The following is a 16703-nucleotide window of genomic DNA, read 5'->3' as shown; positions in this document are numbered from 1 at the left end:
TCAGCCCTGACTTTCGGCACCAGTAAGGGACCCCATCGTGAGACGTCGCAGCAGGTACAGCTCCACCGAGCACGTTCCCCAGGCAGACTTCGCCAGCGTCCTGGCCCCCGAGACCGGCGCCGCTCACGGCCTCATGGCCGCTACTGCGCCTGAAGCGGCCTCCGGCCGTGCCACGGTGGTGAGGCCGCGGCGGGAGGTGGTGCCGCCACGGCGCGGGTACGCGCGCCCCTACTCCGGGCACGCCCCGCGCACCCCGGAGGTTCCCGTGTTCCGGGCCTCGACCGGGCAGATGCAGGGCCTGTACCCCTGGCTGCACGGCGCCTCCATGCCCCCGATCGGCGCCTACATCGGCGTGGACTGCCTCTCCGGCGGATCGTTCTCGGCGCACCCCATCGAATGGCTCCTCGCAGGGATCGTGTCCAACCCCAACATCCTCATCACCGGCGTACCCGGCGCCGGAAAGTCCGCCACGATCAAGGCTCTGGCGCTGCGGCTGATGGCCTACGGCGTCAAGGCGTTCGTGCTGGGTGATGTCAAGGACGAGTACGCCGCCCTGGCCCGAGCGCTGGGGGTGGAACCGTTGCAGCTGGGGCCCGGTCTTCGGGCCCGGCTGAACCCGCTGGACTCCGGCCCGCTGGGACGCAACCTGCCCGTCGACGCCCAAGAGCGACGCGAACGCCTGGACGAGATCCACCGCCGCCGGATCGCCCTGCTGTCCTCCCTGCTGATGGTCCGCCTGGCCCGGGACCTGACCCCCACCGAGGAAGCCGCCCTGTCCCTGGCGATCCACCACGCCGCGGGCGAGGACACCGGCCGCGACCACCTGGCGGACCCCACGATCCCGCAGGTCTGGGCGCTACTGCGCGACCCGTCAGCAGAGATGGCCCGCGAACTGCGGGTTCCCGGCGATGACCCCGATGAGATGCGCGAGATGATCCGCCCGGCCGCCGATGCCCTGGGCAACATGGTCCAGGGCAGCCTGGCCGGCCTGTTCGACGGCCCCACGACCGTGGCGATGGACTTCGACGCACCCATCCAGACCGTCGACCTGTCCCGCCTGGACGGGCGTGGCGACGAGACGGTGGCCATGACCCTGGCCTGCGTGTCCTCCTGGGGGCAGGCTGCCATCGACGACCCCACCGGCGGCGTGCGCCTGGTCATCCGCGACGAACTCTGGCGCGCCATGCGCATTCCCGCGATGATCCGCAAGGTCGACTCCGACCTGCGCCTGTCCCGGGCCAAGGGAACCATCGAAGTCCTGTCCACCCACCGCCTGGCCGACTTCGAAGCCGTCGGCGCCGCCGGCTCCGCCGAGGTCGCCATTGCCCGGAACCTGATCTCCTCGTGCGACGTGCGGATCTGCCTGCGCCAGGACACCGCCCCCCTGGCCATGACCCGCGATGCCATTGGCCTGACCGACACCGAATGCGCACACATCGCCTCCTGGAACGGCGAACAAGTCGGCCGCGCCCTATGGAAAATCGGCCGCCGCAGCTCGCACGTGGTCCAGACGATCCTGTCGCCGATGGAGCGAAAGTTATTCTACACCAACGAACGTATGGTCTGAGTTCCTCAGGGGTTCACGAATGCTGAAGAAATCGTGAGCAGACCCGCGGGATGAGGGCAGATGCCCGACCAGCAGGAGATATCCAGCCAAGGACCGAAGGGAGTAGAGACCATCATGGTCGGCATCAACGGATCGGCCGGGTCTACCGGCCGGGCCAGCGGGACACGAGCGGCCATCGGGGGTGATCGGGTCACCGTCGGGCGCGCCCTGCTGGACGGGCCTGCGGACTACCTCCTGGCCGGGCTCCTGGGTCTGAGCGTGCTGGTCGGGGTAGGAACGTGGGCGTGCGGGCAGCTGGCCGGCCTCCTGTTCGGCCAGACCTGGCTGAACGTAAGCCTGGGACAGAGCTTCTCCATCGTCGCGGACCTGCCCGGGCACTGGAGCGACCCGCGCCAAGCCTGGCCCGCCGCGACGCGCGCTGACCTGCCGGGCCGGGCGGGCATGCTGCTGTGTGCGCTCATGGTCCTCGTAGCCCTGGCCCTGCTGGTGCTCATGGTCCTGGGCCGGGCCGGGCGTTCGCGTCAAGTACGAGGATTCGCCTCCCGCGCGCAGCTGGCGCAGCTCCTGTCACCGAAAGCAGCTCTGGCCAAGGCCGCCTGGCTGCGACCGAACCTGCCGTCCCAGCTCGTTCAAGCTGCTGATGTGATGGTTGACCTCGGGCGCGCGGGTGGCCGTCAGGTAGCCACAGCGATCGATGTGTCGGTGCTGCTGCTGGCTGCTGCCCGCTCGGGTAAGTCCTCGCAGATCGTTATCCCGTGGCTGCGGTCCTGGCCCGGCCCCGCCCTGGTCACGTCCGTGCGGATCGACGTCGTACGCGCCACCTTGGCCATCCGCCGCCAGCGGGGGCCGGTCGCGGTCATGGACCTGTCCGCCACCCGCTGGCCCGAAGCCCTGCAATGGTCACCGGTCGAGGGCTGCCAGGAATTCGATGTGGCCCGCCGCCGCGCGGACACGATGGTCCAGGTCGGCAAGTCCGGCGACGGCGGCGGCATGTCGGACTCCACCAATGCCGGCTTTTTCGGGGCGACGGCCACGAACTTGCTGGCGGGATGGCTGCACACCGCCGCCTTGACCGGACGCGGCATGGATGACGTCCTGACCTGGGCCCTGGATGAGCACCTGGACGAGCCGGTGCGCCTGCTACGTGATCAGGCCGGTGCGGCGATGGGAGTCGCGGCGATGATGCACGGCATCTACCGGGCCCCGATGGAGACCCGCTCCAACATGTGGGCGACCGTCCTGACCGCGGTGGCCCCGTTGCTATCCGCCAATGCCCGCGCGGTGTTCAGCCCTCGCCCCGGGCAGAGCTTCAACATCGAGGACTTCCTGAAGCGGGAGGGCACGATCTACCTGGTCGTGCCCAAGCACGAGGCCGCCGGCCTGGCACCCCTGATCTCCGGGTTCGTCGACGAGATCACCCAGACCGCACAGGCCCTGGGCTCCCGCACCCCCTCCGGCCGGCTGGACCCGCCGCTGGGGATGTTCCTGGACGAGGTCGCTAACATCTCACCGCTGCCGCACCTGCCCTCGCTGATGTCGTTCTCAGCCGGCTCCGGGATCTTCGTCCTAGCCGTGCTCCAGGAGATCGCCCAAGCCCGCGCCGGGTGGGGACGCAACGGCTCCGACATGCTCTGGGGGTCAGCGACGGTGAAGATCGCCCTGGGCGGTCTGTCCGGGGACGAGCTCGCGGACTTCTCCAAGCTGTGTGGGCAGTACCGCGAAACCCTCACCACCACCCAGCGATCGGCCACCGGCACCACGACGCACACCAGCATCAGTGACCGGCCCGTCTTGTCGGCCGAGGACATTCGCACCCTGTCCACCGAGGACCGCGAAGCCCTGATCGTGCACACCAGCATCCCGCCGGTCCTGACCCGCATGGAACGCCACTACGAAAGCCCTCACGCCCACGAATACGCCGCCTCCGTGACTGATACCGCGCGTCATCTTGCCGCCCTGAATCCCGGCTTCCCGCCACCGGAAGACGACACCACCCCCAACAGTCGCGCCAGTACCAGCGGCGCGCCGCGCAGTGCTTGGGGTCGCATCCTGGTCGCTCTCAGAGGTAGCCGGTGAGCCCTTCCGCTGACGATGAGGGAATGCTGCCGCGGCTGCGGCCCTCGGCGCGCGTCCGGCGCATGCCCCGCATGCTGCGCACCCGAACGCACCCTGATTCTGCCGGATCCACGCAGACGAGCGAACGTCCCCAATCCGAGCAGGGATTGGCTGAATGGCATGCCATGACCGAACCGGAGCGCACGAACGGCTGGGTCGAGCTGGTGAACTGGGTGCGCTGGCTGCACGACGTGTACGAGCTGTCGGTGGAGGAACGCCTGCCCCAGTGCTGGCCCCACCACCCCGGCCTGGTCGAGGAACTACGCGCCCTGAAAACCTGGCGCGAGGAGATCTACCGCACCCACCCGTCACCGTCACCCGAAGCCAGCCCGTCGAGCGCTGGGCAGAAAGCTTCGGCGCAACCGGGCCCTGGCCAGAGCGGTGCTGCTGGGGCGGGGCAGGCAGCCCGGTACTGGCACGCGGAACTGCGCCAGGTCCTGCACGCGGCCGCAACGCAGTACGCGGCGGGCTGTCCCGCCGGGCACCGCGGCGCCACGATCCTGGCGGACGTGAACGCCGGCCTGCACGAGCGATGGCTCGACGGCGACGGCGAAACCCGCCTCCCGGCGCCGCTGCTGTCCCCGCCCACCCCACACACCAGCACCAAGGAGCTGCCGTCCATGACCACCATCGAAGCGCGCGTCCTGCTCGCGGCCATCGAGCAAGGACAGGCGCACCCCATCGGTGAGCTGGTCCAGGACTACATCCACTACGACGGATCCTGGTGGACGCCCCTGGCCCCAGCGGTCCCTGAAACAGGTACTGCACCCTCGGAAGATCGGCTCGCCCAGCCCACAGGACGCGAGCGTGCTGGCCAGGAAGGGGCAGCCGTGCTGTGGCAGCGGATCCCCGAAGGCGACTTCAGCGAACGGCTGGACGCGTCCGCGCAGCGCATCCGCGCAGGCGACCAAGCCGTCCAGGCGCAACGCCCCCGAACCAGCCGCCGACCGTCGGCCCAGCAGGAATGAGACGTGCCCTGGCCAGCCTGCACCGATTCTTCCCGACCTCGATGTCCCTGAACGTGACTGATTCCGCTACGGCGGACCCGCAAGCACCGGAGATGCCATGTCATCCGTGACCTTACGCGCCGAGCAGGCCCTACTCGGCGCGCTGCTCACCCAGCAACAAAACGAGCACACCGCAGCCATGCGCCTACTGCAGAGCCAGGACTTCGGCCAGCGCCTGCACCGCCAGGTCTTCACCGCCATCCACGACCTACACACCGCCGAACCGGACCTCAGCGGCCCCCGCCTCATCGAGGCCGTCGCCGCCCGCACCGGCATCAACCCTCAACCGATCCAGGCCCTGGCCGACAGCGCACCCGACCCCGCCCACGCCAGCGCCTACGCCCAGATGATCCAGGTCGCCGCGTTCCGCCGCGAAGTCGCCGACATCTCCCAAGCCCTCGCCCAAAGCATGGCCACACGACCACCGACCACTGCGGACATCGACCCATCGATCACGGCCACGGGCGCATACCGGACGATGGAGAGAACCACAGCCGCCCTGCCTGGCGACAGTGCCCAGTCCACCGCAAGCGCCGAAGACCTGCACCAGGCGCGCCTTCTGGCAGCCTTACAGCGACAGGTGGAGGTCTACAGCACCCTGGCCAACACCCCCGACACCACCCTCACCGCTACCGGAACCACCGGGCCTGAAACCACACCCAGCGACCCGGCTGCACCACGCGAGATCGCCCCGGCTACGCAACAGGAACAGTTCACTCCCGACATCGGCGCCGACGGGTCGGGCCGCAGCGTTCAGGAGCGGGCGCAGCTGGAAGACCTGCTGCTGGCCGACCTGCTGCGCAACCCTGACCAGAGCGATGCCCTGGCGACGTTTGTGGCCGACAGCACGTTCACTAACGGGCAGCGGCGCGAGATCTACCAGACCATCCTGACCACCGCCCACGCCGGCCAGCCCATTGATGACGTCATCATCGCCTGGCAGGTCGAACTCCTACGCGCCGGAAACAAACTCAGCAACTCCCAGAGCACCCATGCCGCGCCGCCCGAACCACCCGCCATTCCCGGATACACGCCAGGCACGGGCCCCGAACCCGACCTGGTCTACCTCACCCGCCTGGCCGCCACCGACTCACCCCGCACCGCCATCGAGATCGGCCGCAGCCTCGTCACCGACGACATGACCGCGCTCCTGCGCGAGAACGTCACGCGCATGGCCCACCAGGCCACCCCGCAGGCGCAGCCCGGCGCCCGTCAGCGCAACCTCCAGCGCGGACCGCAGCGCACAGCGGCACCCCAACCCGTGACCCGGCCCGTCCCGGCACCATTGAACCCCTCGCTCACGCCTCCCGACCCCGCGCCCACCAATAGCCCGCGCCCGACTCCTCGGACCGACCGATGAACGCCGCCCACCCCCACACCAGTACGCAAGCCGCGAATATCGAGGCCTTGCCGGACCTGATCAGCCATGTCCAGATGCGCCAGGCCCTGGACCGCGACACAGCCCGACATCTGGCCCCGCTCATCACCGACTTCATCAACCACGTAAACCACTGGTGGATAACCTCGCCCGACGGATGGCTCCGCATCGACGACGCCCGCCTCACCGACACCCTCAACCGCCAGCACCAACGCTTCAACCACGGGCTCTACGAAGGCCCCGAATGAAGGCTGTTCGCCAGGCCGGGGCAGAGCAACAGTTCCCGTACGCTGCGTTTGCGTCACTCACCGTGGCGTCAAACGATCAACAACGTGATGCGTCCGCACAAGGCCAAGCGGAATGTTGCTCTGCTCTAGGAGATCCGGAAGGAGAACCCGTGTCGCCCGTCCAAGGCCAAGCGGGTACGTCACCCCGTTTCAGTCCAGGCCGTGGACGATCCGGGCGCGTTCATGGACGATCGCGGCCTGCCGCCAGAGATCACGCCGAAAAGCCAGCGCTTCGGCGCTTCCTCCGGTGATGAGGACGGTGAACCAGCCAATGAGGCGGGCGCTTCCCAGGCAAGCCACATCTATCGCCAGTCCCATCATTTCAGTGCTGAGCTCACCTCCGTGCACGCCGTCTGGGTCGAATCGCATGGAGTGTAGGTGGCCGATCGGCGTACTGTGAGTTACCTGGCTCAGGAGGGAGTATGCGACCTCTAGCCATCCTGGCTCTAGATATCCTCCGGCAACTCCCATTTCGCGGAGCATGTAGGAGATAGATGGAATGGGTTGCCGGTTGGCCGTGATCCTGTCGTTCGGAGTGATCATCTGGACGTTGCTGGGGCGTGCGAACAGTTGTTCGGCGTCCTTTTTCGGTACGCCGCTTCCCCGTAGTTGGCGGACGGTCTTCTTCTCGCGGTAGCGGAACTCGTCGAAATACTGTGTGGCCCGCGCCTTGAACGCTTCGGGATCCGAAGCGACGGAGTATCGCCAGGTCATCCTGGCCGACTCTTCCAGGAGCATCCGAGCCGCGAAGGCCGCCATCACCCGGGAACCAGGCTGGTCGAAGGTGATCGTCACCGCCTGAAGGGTCGAATGCGCCCCATTGAGCCCCAGGATGGCATGCAGCGCAGGTTGCTCGTGGTCAGATGCCTTGACCTGGAAACTGCCAGCGATGTCATCGAACTCCCGCGCCGCCGCCATCACGTGTTCAGCAGAGTTCACATCAGGCAGCAAGTCGTTGGCGGCCAGTACCGCACCCGCCCGAAGGATCTCCTGAGCGGGCCGAGGCGCCGGCCGAGGTAAGGATGCTCGGCGAGTGCTCGTGGCCAGACGATGAAGAGGGGCCGCTGCCATGGCAACATCCTCGGCCAGCGCGACTGCGCGGCGGGTGAAGACCTCTTGCTCGACGTCGGCAGGCCAGAGCTCGGGGACGGCGTTGATGGTGCCAAGGAGCGTGGCAACAGTCCCGACCGCTGCTACATGGAGGTAGAGGGCCTCGTGGTCGGATCGGAGGTCATAGCCCGGCACTCCGTCCTCGGTGAGAGTGCTGTGCAACCCGAGGTAGTTTCCATGCCCAGCATGAGCGAGCACGAGGGAAGCTCCGTGCAAGCCTTGGACGTTCAGCAGCCCTCGAACCTGATCAAGAAGCTGCGGCGCCGCCGGGCGCGAAGTACTAACCGCGTGATCAACGAAGTCATACAGGAGTTCATCGTCGCTGGGTGTCGACGGCGCATCCAGCCACGCCAGAGACGCTCCCGTCAGGTCCGCGACGTCGGGAGCAGGCATGATCCACCGCGGCAGGATCGGGCAACTGGTGTCCGTCGTTTCCAACAGAATGCAGAGCCGGTTCCGTTCGGCGAGAAGATCACCCAGCAGTGCACGGCGGCGCTCGGGTTCCTGGCCGATCCATAGCCAGCGCAGACCGTCCACGAGAAGGCTGCGGCTGATCGCGCCGATCACCGTGCCGCCGAAGCCGGAGCCAATCATCGACTCTGCGCAGGCATACCGGTTACGTGCGAACATGAAGGCCTGCCCCGCCAGGAATCGGTCTCCAGACGTTTGCAGGTTGTAGTCAACCGGCAGACCATCGAGATGTAACCGCAAGGCATGGGTGGCTCTTCGCAGCTTCAACGTCTCGGGCGAGGACACCCGACCATCGGGCCGAGATCCGTTTCCTGCGTCGGCGCTTTCCTCCGCGCTTTGCCCCGGGTCTGACATCGTGCCCCTCGTTCGGCCAGGAAATCGGAAGCGTCCTGAGACGATGCCAGCCGCTAGAGATCGCTGGACGCCTATGCCGGCCCAGCATCGCAGGAAGGCAAACCAGTTCCCATCGGATTGTTGGAGATGCCACCGATCCCGGCGGACGCTGTTTCAGAGTTCCGGAGACGCCGGTGGACCGAGACGACAGATGCTACTTACCCGTCCACACCGACATCGGGTGTGAAGACGCACCCGCACGAGGTGAGGAACAGACGGGACTCGGGTGCTCCCGCTTCCGCCAGTGGTCGCGGAACGTATTCTGTCGGTGGCGCCCGGTAGCTTCCGCGGCATGTCTGCTCTGACGTACGAGATCAAGGATCCCCGCAGCCCGGTGGCCGTGTGGTTGCGTGAGCGCTTCCCGCATCACCGGGAGGTCCAGACCGCGTTCCGTGCCGGCGCCGGGCCGATCCTGGTGCCTCCGCCCGCCGGGGCCGTGCTGGGCACCCAGGGAGGTGCCATCGACTGGTGGCTGCGTTTCCTCATCGACCCCGCACCGCGCCTGGAGCTGGCCCTGGCCGGGCTGACCCGCCACCGTGGTCGTCCCTTCGTCAAACCCGGGCTTCGGCTGCTGGCCCAGGTCGGGGTCATTGAGCCGGGCTCGGCGACGGTGGCGGCGATGGACCCCACCCGGGTCGCTGACCTACCCGATGAGTGGTGGGCGCGGCTGTCCTACGCGCTGGCACTCCTGGTCGAAGGGGCGCGGATGGCCCCGGCCGGGGTGGAGCACTCCCGGCTGATGCTGCTCAGCCCCCCCAGCAGCCCACGCGAGCTCCTGGACCTGTGCACCGACGCTGAGGTCGCCGACCTGATCGCCATGCGCGACCTGGCCCGCGAACGGCTTCTGCCCGCGCTCCCGCCCGGCCCGGTCCACACCGGGATGACGTTCGAGGGCAGCCACGACCTGAACGCTGACGCCGACCTCATCGCCGCCGGCGTGCTGGTGGACTTCAAGGCCAGCCAGGGCGGCAACCCCCGCCAGAACGGCACCCGGGCCGCCAGCCTGCCTCACGCCGATCTGGACCAGCTGTTGGGGTACGCGCTGATGGACTACTCCGACGCCTTCGCCCTGCACAGCCTGGCGATCTACTCCACCCGCTTCGGCTACCTCGCGTCCTGGCCCATCGACCAGCTCACCGCCCAGCTGGCCGGTGGCCCCCTCGACCTGGCCCTGCTGCGTCGCGAATTCGCCAACATTCTGAAGGTCGAGCTACCCGCGTACTGGAGCCAGAAACGGTAAGCCTGACCGCGAGAGCCAGCCGGTCTTACGAACACGGACTACCGAAAGCATGTGCAGACGGCGGGTTGCCGGATGTCTACTTCCACGTGACTTAAGACCAGCGGAACGGGGCGCCATGTCGGGCACGCATCTCAGGGACGACAAGGATTTCCAGGAAACAACTTTCGTCGTCATAGACTTTGAGGGCACTACGCCGAAAGGCTACCGGCCTGAACCCATTGATGTTGCCGTCGTGCAGATCGGTCTCAAGGACGGGCGGCTGCAGCGCGGCGATCAGTTCCAGGCCCTCATGTGCCCTCCGGTCCACGCACCCCTCACCCCTATGGGTACCGACCGGACCGGCATCACTGCCGCCATGCTCGTCGGCCAGCCACCGGCCCGGACCGTCCTGTCCCGCTTGGACGCCACGCTGATGCAACCGCCGTACCTCCTGGTGGCCCACCACGCGCCCACCGAGGCGGGCATCCTTTACGACTACCGCGATGCCTGCCCACGACTGGCCGCGACCATGGTCTTGGACACGGTACGGATGGCGCGCATCGTGTACCCCCAGCTGCCCACGCACCGCTTGGACATGCTCCTGCTGCACCTGAACATTCCCCGGCCCCACGACCGACACCGGGCCATGCCCGACGTCCAGGTCACGGCCACGCTCTTCGTGCAGATGCTGAGAGAGGGCCCGTGGCGCAGCCTCAGCGACCTGTGCAAGGACGCCGGGTATCCGGCGAAAGCTGCCCAGCCTTTCCAGGAAGAACTGTTCCCCTGACGCAAGATTCATGCTCTAGGGCCAGCGGTTCGACCGGTGATACCTTCCGCACGGATGGGTAGCCCTTGAGTAGGTCCCTGGTCCGGCGGGGGCTGGAACTGAGCCGGGTCGCTGAGCTGGGTGTCAGTTCCCGGCTGCTCGGTACTTGTCGATGACCTCGGCCGGGATACGGCCGCGGCTGGAGAGTTCGATGCCGTTGGAGGAGGCCCATGCCCGGACGGCCTTGTTGTCCACGCCGGTGGCGATCGGTCGGGCGTTGCTCCGGGTGAGGCGGCCACTGACTCGTCGACCGGCGCTCGCGTACGACTCAAAAGCGTTCCGCAGAGCCTTGGCGTTCTTCTCGGACAGGTCGATCTCGAACTCTTGACCATCGATGCCGAAGACGAGGGTCTCTGCTGCCTTCTTGCCGTCGATATCGTCAAGAAGCTCAACGGTGACCCTGGATGCCATGGCCGGATCGTCCTGAGAACACCGTGGGAAGTCAACTCTCCACGCCATAGGGCATCTATACCGGTTCTGCTGCTGTTTCCCCGCGGTATTGCATGTGATGCACGATTTCTTGCCCCGCAGGCCGCCCAGTGATCTAACGCAGAGATTACAGGTCGATCCTCTGCGTGCTCGAATAGTCCGCCGGATGCTCTACTGTTGCATCAGATGCAGGATTCGTGCGCCAGGGGGGCGATATTGGTGGGTGGTGGGGGCGCTCCGCATGGCACGTCGACGCTGTACCTGGCGCCCGATGTCACCTTCCTGAACGAGCCGGAGGCCGTCTTCGAGGCCATGGTCGAGGGCTGGCGGATGCAGCAGATCGGCGGCCGGCGTCTGCGGGAGGATTCGGTGAAGTCAGCGGCGTCGGTGGTGCGTCGTTTCCAGGCGTATACCAACGCGATGCCGTGGCAGTGGTCGGCGGCGGACTTCGATGAATGGATGACGCTGCTGGTCTCGGGCCGGACGCTGATGCCCTCGACCATCCGCACGTATCAGGCTGCTGTCCGGGCGTTTTGCGACTACGTCTGTTCACCGCACTACGGCTGGGCCGAACAGTGCATGGAGCGGTTCGCCTCCCACCCCACGCAGGTCTGCCACGAGTGGAACACGCTGGCGCATCTGCAGGACTACGAGGGCCGCCCCGGCCGACGGCCGCTGACCCGCACTGAGCTGCAGCAGCTGTTCGATCACGCCGACGCGGAGGTTTCCCGGCTGCTGGACACCCGCCGCAAGGGAGCCCTTCCGGCTTTCCGGGACGCGACACTGCTGAAAGTGACCTACGCCTGGGGTTTACGCTCCACAGAGGCCGTCAGCCTGGACGTGGGTGATTTCTACCGCAATGTCAAGGCCCCGCAGTTCGGTGAGTACGGCATTCTCCAGGTCCGTCACGGCAAGGCCTCCCGCGGCGGTGCGGCCAAGCGCCGGGCCGTCGCGTCGTTGTTCGGGTGGGCGATCGAGGCGCTGCAGGAGTACGTCGAGCAGGTCCGCCCGCTCATGATCCGCGATCCCACACCGGCGCTGTGGATCACCGAGCGTGGTGGGCGGCTGCGTTCGAGGGAACTATCGGACCGGTTCGCTTCCTACCGAACAACTTGGGGACTGGACAAGGTGCTGAGCCCGCACGCGTTGCGCCATTCCTACGTCACGCACCTGATCGAGGACGGCGTCGACCCGGGCTTCGTGCAGCGGCAGGTCGGGCACCTGCACCAGTCCACGACCGCGATCTACACGGGCGTCAGCACGCGGTACATGAACACGATGATGGCCCAGGCCATCGAGGCCACCAAACCAGCCTCTCAATCGGCCGGTGGATCAGCCTCCAGACCAGATGGCACGAGCAAGGGAGCGCCGAGGTGACACTGATCGGGTTCGAGTGGCGGCTGCGGGAGGTGATGAGCGCGGCCGGGATGTTCTCGACCACGAAACTGATCCCGCTGCTGGCCGAGCGAGGCGTGCATCTGTCGGCCAGCCAGGTATACCGGCTGGTCACCGAGAAGCCTGAGCGGATGAACATGCAGGCGCTGATCGCGTTGCTGGACATCTTCGACTGCACCTTCGAGGACCTGGCTCCCCGCCAGGCGCTGGGCGTGAACGCGGTCACCGGCACGGATGATGCTGAGCCTCTGGCCCGTGAGGACGGTACGCAGCGTCTGCGCGACAGCGGGCTGCGCCCTCGCCGCGCCCAGATCCTCCCCCCGCCCTCATGAGGAGGGTGAGGTGATGGGGCCGCAGGGAGAGGTCCTTGAAGCGATCACCCTGCAGATCGTCGCGGTGGAACGGTCGCTGACCCACGAGCGGATCCGGCAGGTCGTCACGATCGTGTTCGGCCGCCGGCATCCGCTGGCCGTGCGCACACATGATCAGCTGAAGCGGTCCCCAGCGCTGCTGACGGAGCAGAACCCGCACACGCCACCGGCCGTGCAACGACTGATCCTGCAGCTGATCGCAGCCGGCGCCCAGAGCGTGCACCAGCCGCGGTGCGCGACCTGTGGCGAGGTGAAGGTGCTGTTGCGACTGCTGCCGGCCGGGCGCAGCTGCGCCGCCTGCGCCCGCCTACTCCAGCAGCGACGTGGTGAATGCTCCAGATGCCACAAGCAGGTCCAGATCGCATCCGGCCCCGACGGCTGCGACTACTGCAAGAAGTGCTGGCGGACCATGAAACCCGCCGCACCCGAGGCGATCGTGGCTGCCACCAGACGGCACCGGCGCATCGCCGCGGCCAAGATCGGCGCAGCCCTTGCCGCGGTGTCGGCTGATCGTCACGTTCGTCTCATGCTCGAACTGCAGGTCCATGGCGGGCCATGGTTCGAGGATCCGGCAGCAGGCTCGAACCTGTTCGCGGCGTTCTACGACCTGCTGCGTGAGCACGGCGCCCGGCTACCGCAGCGCACCTGCGGACACTGCCCCAGCACGCGCACCCTCACCGAACGCCTTCAGAGGCGGATCTCCTGCCGCCGCTGCTACCGCGCAGCCCACGCCCGCACCTGCGGCATGTGCGGGGACCTGGCCAACATCGAGCGCGTCCTCAGCGACGGAACCCGGCTATGCCAGCGATGCACCAATCAATTGCCCGACCAGAAAGCGCACTGTTCCGGGTGCGGCGCCTGGCGACTCATCGCCTACCACGGTGAACGCGCAGGCCAGGGGCCCTTGTGCTCCACCTGCCGCACGGCCGCGCAGCTGGATCGGTGCACCCGGTGCGCCACCATCGGCGCCTGTCGATTCGCCGGCACCGATCAGGCCATCTGCCTGTCCTGTACCAGCCAGGCCCAGATGGACGTCTGCACGATCTGCGGAAACCGCCGCCACTGCCGGTGGGCCGGCACGACCCGCGCTGTCTGCGACCTGTGCGCCAGCCCTCGCCACCCCTGTCGCAGCTGTGGGGAAATCCGCCTGCGCCACAAACGCGACCCCGGCGGGGAGGGCTACCTGTGCTGGGCCTGCACACCACCGATCATCGAGACCTGCACCAGCTGCGGCGCCGATCGGATCGTGAACGGACGCATCGACCAGCGCCCGTACTGCCCGACCTGCTACCCCAAACAGCCCGAGACCTTCCGCCCCTGCTCCCGCTGCGCCACGGTGACCCGCCTGGTCGGCAAGCTCTGCCCGCGATGCCGCGCCGAGAACATCATTCTCCAGCTGATCCCTGATGACCTCGCCGCCACCGACGAAGCCATCGCACGCCTGCGCCAGGCATGCCTCACCGGCCCAGCCCGCAAGATCATCTACGCATTCGAGCACGGAACCCTGGCCTGCACCCTGCTGGGAGAACTCCTACGCCACCAGCACTTACGCACCCACGCCCACCTCGATGACGCCGGAAGCCGTCGACAGACCAGCCCGGTCCGCTCGCTCCTGGTCGACCACGGCCTGCTGCCCTGGCGCGATGAATCACTGGCCCGGTTCGAGGCATGGACCACCCAGGCCCTGGCCACCCTCACCGACCCTGACCAGCATCGCGTCCTGACCCAGTACGTCCGCTGGCGTCACCTACGCCAACTACGCGCCGCGGCACACCGACCCGACGCGAGCCCGGTACGCGCCGCTCAACTCATCTGGCGCCGTAACGAGATCACCGTTGCCCTGGAACTCCTCACCTGGGCACAGCAGCAAGGGCTGAGCCTGCAAGCCCTCTCCCAGCACCACATCGATCGCCGGCAGGCGCAGGCTCCCGCCCCGTTGCACCATTTCCTGGCCTGGACCAGCCGCCACGACCACACCCAGTCCCTCAGCGCCCCGGTGCGTCCCTCGGCCGGGCGCAACCCGCATCCGATCAGCGATGCAGAACGGTGGCGGCTGATCGCCGGCATCACCGCCGACCCCAGCATCGAGGCCCACCTCAAATTTGCTGCCGGTCTCATGCTGATCTTCGGGCTGCGCGCAGCCCAGATCGTACGACTACGCCCCCAGCAGATCACCACCAGCAACGACGCCGTGGTGATCAACCTGGGATCGGCCCCGCTGGTGCTGCCACTGGAGCTGGCCCCCTTCGCCCAGCAGGCCGCCGACGATCGCACCGCACGGCGCATGTTCACCAGCGGACGCGACGACCGGTGGCTGTTCCCCAGCTACCGCGCCGGTCACCACCTCAACGCAACGACACTCAACCTGCGCCTGAAAAAGGCCGGCGTCCCACCACGACAAGCACGGGCCGGCGCCCTCAACGCCCTCACCCAGCAGCTGCCCCCAGCCGTGCTCGCACGCCTGACCGGCCTGAACGTCGCCACCTGCGTGGCCTGGTCGACCGCCATCGGAGCCAACACCAGCACCTACGCCGCTGCAGTCACCGACATGATCAACATCCGGTTACCAGAGCAACCCCACCCTGCATAGCTACGACCACGTCGCCTGGTCCCGGGCCCGGCACCGCAGTCCCCGATCGCCTCGGGAACCGCAGCCGGCCGTCGCTGACCGCGAGGCGGCACAAGAGCCGGGGTTGCCGTGGTGAATGATCGTCCCCGCGACAATGCCGTCACCATGAGGTGATCGTCAGAGGTTCATGGTGGGGCCGTTTACAGGCCGAAGGCGCCGCCCTCGATGAGGATGGCCAGGCCGATGCCGACCAGGACGACCGGCATCAGGATGTGTCCCCACCGGCTCAAGGCCCGGGCCACGATAGGGCGGGTGGCGAAGTACCGTCCGGCCGCGAGCCAGACGGCCACAAGGACGAGGAAAACGACGGTGTAGACGCTCATTCCACCGATGCCGGCGGTGGCGAAGACCGGGACATAGACACCGATGTTGTCGCCGCCGTTGGCGAACGTCACCCCGGCAACCTCCAGTGCCCGGGGTGGATCCTGCGCGGGCTCGGAGTCGTCATCCTGGATGCCGGTGCGATCAGTCCAAGCTGCCCAGGCTGCCCGCAGCCCCAGCAGCAGCGGCACCAGTCCGAGGTAGGGGATCGCCGACTCGGGCAGGAAGGTGGCCCCGAAGGCCGCCGCGCCCGCAGCGCCCAGGATCGCGGCGAAGCCCAGGTACTGCCCGATCGCGATGGAGCGAGCTGCTCCCGGATGCCCGGCACCTTGGCCGAAGAACAACGCGAGCACCAGGATGTCGTCGATGTTCGTGACCGCGAACAGGCCGATGGCCTGCCCAACGATGCCCAGGTTCACAGCTCAGCTCGTCTCTGAAGATCGGATACGGGCGCAAACCGTAGCGATCGGGCCGTGACGTCGACCAGCACGCACAGGCAGAGCTCTGGGGCTGGATGCGCTCCACCGGACGCACGTCCGGGACAACGTCTGGAACGGCCCTGACCTGGGTGTTGTCGATCGGCGTCGACCCCACCGGACGTCGTCCACTTCCAAGGAAGTGAGACGCCGGAGATTTCAGTCCAGAGGGCTGCCGATGCGGATCCGGTTGCCGTCGGGGTCGGTGATGACGAACTCACGAAGTCCGTAGTCCTGGTCCTGCAAGGGCTCCAGCCCGGCGACGTGCTCGCCCGTGAGGCGCGCGAAGAGGGCTGCGGCGTTGTGGACATGGATGAAGACCTGGGCCGGGCCCCCTTCGGCGGGGGCGTCATGGTTGCGGCTGAAATGGATCTCGACGCCGCCGGCGTGGGTGACGAGATAGCCGTCGTACCGGTCGGCGACGTCGAACCCGAGGTGCTGCCAGAACGCGATGGTGCGGTCGAGGTCAGCGCTGGGCAGGATCGGGATGGTGGAGTTCACCGTGCCAGCGCCCCGCTGACGGCCAGGACGCCAGCGGGCCAGGTGGCCGACCGCATGGGTGAGCCGGTGCAGGTCAGGCAGGCGAGAGGCGCGGCGCGCGGCCCAGAGGGCGCAACCGGCGCAGATGTGAACACCGGGGGTGTCGCCGAGCTCGGCCAACCGGTCGCCGGGCATACTGCGTCCGCAGCAGCCGCACCTTAGGTGCGAT

At 67.6% G+C, this 16703-nt stretch carries 14 protein-coding genes; 10 read left to right on the top strand and 4 right to left on the bottom strand.

Annotation, left to right across the window (positions count from 1 at the left end):
* Window positions 1-37 precede the first annotated feature (37 nt).
* The 5 genes from QSK05_RS33145 (at window position 38) to QSK05_RS33125 (ending at window position 6315) form a co-directional block, all read left to right on the top strand.
* Window positions 38-1567: a hypothetical protein gene (locus tag QSK05_RS33145; RefSeq protein WP_285601357.1), complete on the top strand. Its 1530-nt coding sequence runs from the start codon at window positions 38-40 to the stop codon at window positions 1565-1567.
* A 60-nt stretch (window positions 1568-1627) separates the two neighbouring features.
* Window positions 1628-3643, top strand: a complete 2016-nt coding sequence (locus QSK05_RS33140; protein ID WP_285601356.1) for a type IV secretory system conjugative DNA transfer family protein — start codon at window positions 1628-1630, stop codon at window positions 3641-3643.
* Between the two features lie 164 nt (window positions 3644-3807).
* Window positions 3808-4650 carry a hypothetical protein gene (locus QSK05_RS33135; protein WP_285601355.1) on the top strand — a complete coding sequence of 281 codons (843 nt, stop codon included), beginning with the start codon at window positions 3808-3810 and terminating at the stop codon, window positions 4648-4650.
* 97 nt (window positions 4651-4747) lie between these two features.
* Window positions 4748-6049 (top strand): DnaB-like helicase N-terminal domain-containing protein, encoded by a 1302-nt coding sequence (locus tag QSK05_RS33130; RefSeq protein WP_285601354.1) that lies wholly within the window; start codon window positions 4748-4750, stop codon window positions 6047-6049.
* The gene (locus tag QSK05_RS33125) at window positions 6046-6315 is read left to right on the top strand and encodes a hypothetical protein (protein ID WP_285601353.1); all 270 of its coding nucleotides are present in this window, start codon (window positions 6046-6048) and stop codon (window positions 6313-6315) included. The genes QSK05_RS33130 and QSK05_RS33125 overlap by 4 nt, the downstream gene beginning before the upstream one ends.
* 189 nt (window positions 6316-6504) lie before the next feature.
* Here QSK05_RS33125 and QSK05_RS33120 read toward each other — a convergent pair whose 3' ends face one another.
* Entirely contained in the window at window positions 6505-8220 is a 1716-nt protein-coding gene (locus QSK05_RS33120) for a hypothetical protein (RefSeq protein WP_285601352.1), read from the bottom strand.
* 400 nt (window positions 8221-8620) lie between these two features.
* On the opposite strand from QSK05_RS33120, the gene QSK05_RS33115 reads away from it, so the two are divergent.
* Together QSK05_RS33115 and QSK05_RS33110 are read left to right on the top strand one after the other, a co-directional pair.
* The gene (locus QSK05_RS33115; RefSeq protein ID WP_285601351.1) at window positions 8621-9568 is read left to right on the top strand and encodes a hypothetical protein; all 948 of its coding nucleotides are present in this window, start codon (window positions 8621-8623) and stop codon (window positions 9566-9568) included.
* A 115-nt stretch (window positions 9569-9683) separates the two neighbouring features.
* Window positions 9684-10334 carry a 3'-5' exonuclease gene (locus QSK05_RS33110; RefSeq protein ID WP_285601350.1) on the top strand — a complete coding sequence of 217 codons (651 nt, stop codon included), beginning with the start codon at window positions 9684-9686 and terminating at the stop codon, window positions 10332-10334.
* A gap of 123 nt (window positions 10335-10457) precedes the next feature.
* Here QSK05_RS33110 and QSK05_RS33105 read toward each other — a convergent pair whose 3' ends face one another.
* A complete protein-coding gene (locus tag QSK05_RS33105; RefSeq protein ID WP_285601349.1) occupies window positions 10458-10784 on the bottom strand; it encodes a histone-like nucleoid-structuring protein Lsr2 in 327 nt (108 codons plus the stop codon).
* 204 nt (window positions 10785-10988) lie between these two features.
* Here QSK05_RS33105 and QSK05_RS33100 point away from each other — a divergent pair, with 204 nt between their 5' ends.
* Genes QSK05_RS33100 through QSK05_RS33090 form a run of 3 tightly spaced genes read left to right on the top strand, consistent with a single transcriptional unit; the run spans window position 10989 to window position 15158 of the window.
* The gene (locus QSK05_RS33100; protein WP_285601348.1) at window positions 10989-12179 is read left to right on the top strand and encodes a tyrosine-type recombinase/integrase; all 1191 of its coding nucleotides are present in this window, start codon (window positions 10989-10991) and stop codon (window positions 12177-12179) included.
* The gene (locus QSK05_RS33095; protein ID WP_285601347.1) at window positions 12176-12529 is read left to right on the top strand and encodes a helix-turn-helix domain-containing protein; all 354 of its coding nucleotides are present in this window, start codon (window positions 12176-12178) and stop codon (window positions 12527-12529) included. Before QSK05_RS33100 ends, QSK05_RS33095 begins: the two co-directional genes overlap by 4 nt.
* Window positions 12530-12542: 13 nt before the next feature.
* Window positions 12543-15158 (top strand): site-specific integrase, encoded by a 2616-nt coding sequence (locus QSK05_RS33090; protein WP_285601346.1) that lies wholly within the window; start codon window positions 12543-12545, stop codon window positions 15156-15158.
* 179 nt (window positions 15159-15337) lie between these two features.
* Here the strand turns inward: QSK05_RS33090 and QSK05_RS33085 are convergent, their stop codons facing one another.
* A complete protein-coding gene (locus tag QSK05_RS33085; protein ID WP_285601345.1) occupies window positions 15338-15937 on the bottom strand; it encodes a cadmium resistance transporter in 600 nt (199 codons plus the stop codon).
* 216 nt (window positions 15938-16153) lie between these two features.
* Window positions 16154-16669 carry a bleomycin resistance protein gene (locus QSK05_RS33080; protein ID WP_285601344.1) on the bottom strand — a complete coding sequence of 172 codons (516 nt, stop codon included), beginning with the start codon at window positions 16667-16669 and terminating at the stop codon, window positions 16154-16156.
* Window positions 16670-16703: the final 34 nt, after the last annotated feature.

Origin of the sequence: Kineosporia sp. NBRC 101731 (assembly GCF_030269305.1) — a bacterium.
GTDB lineage: Bacteria > Actinomycetota > Actinomycetes > Actinomycetales > Kineosporiaceae > Kineosporia.
This window is presented reverse-complemented; position numbering and strand designations above follow the sequence as displayed.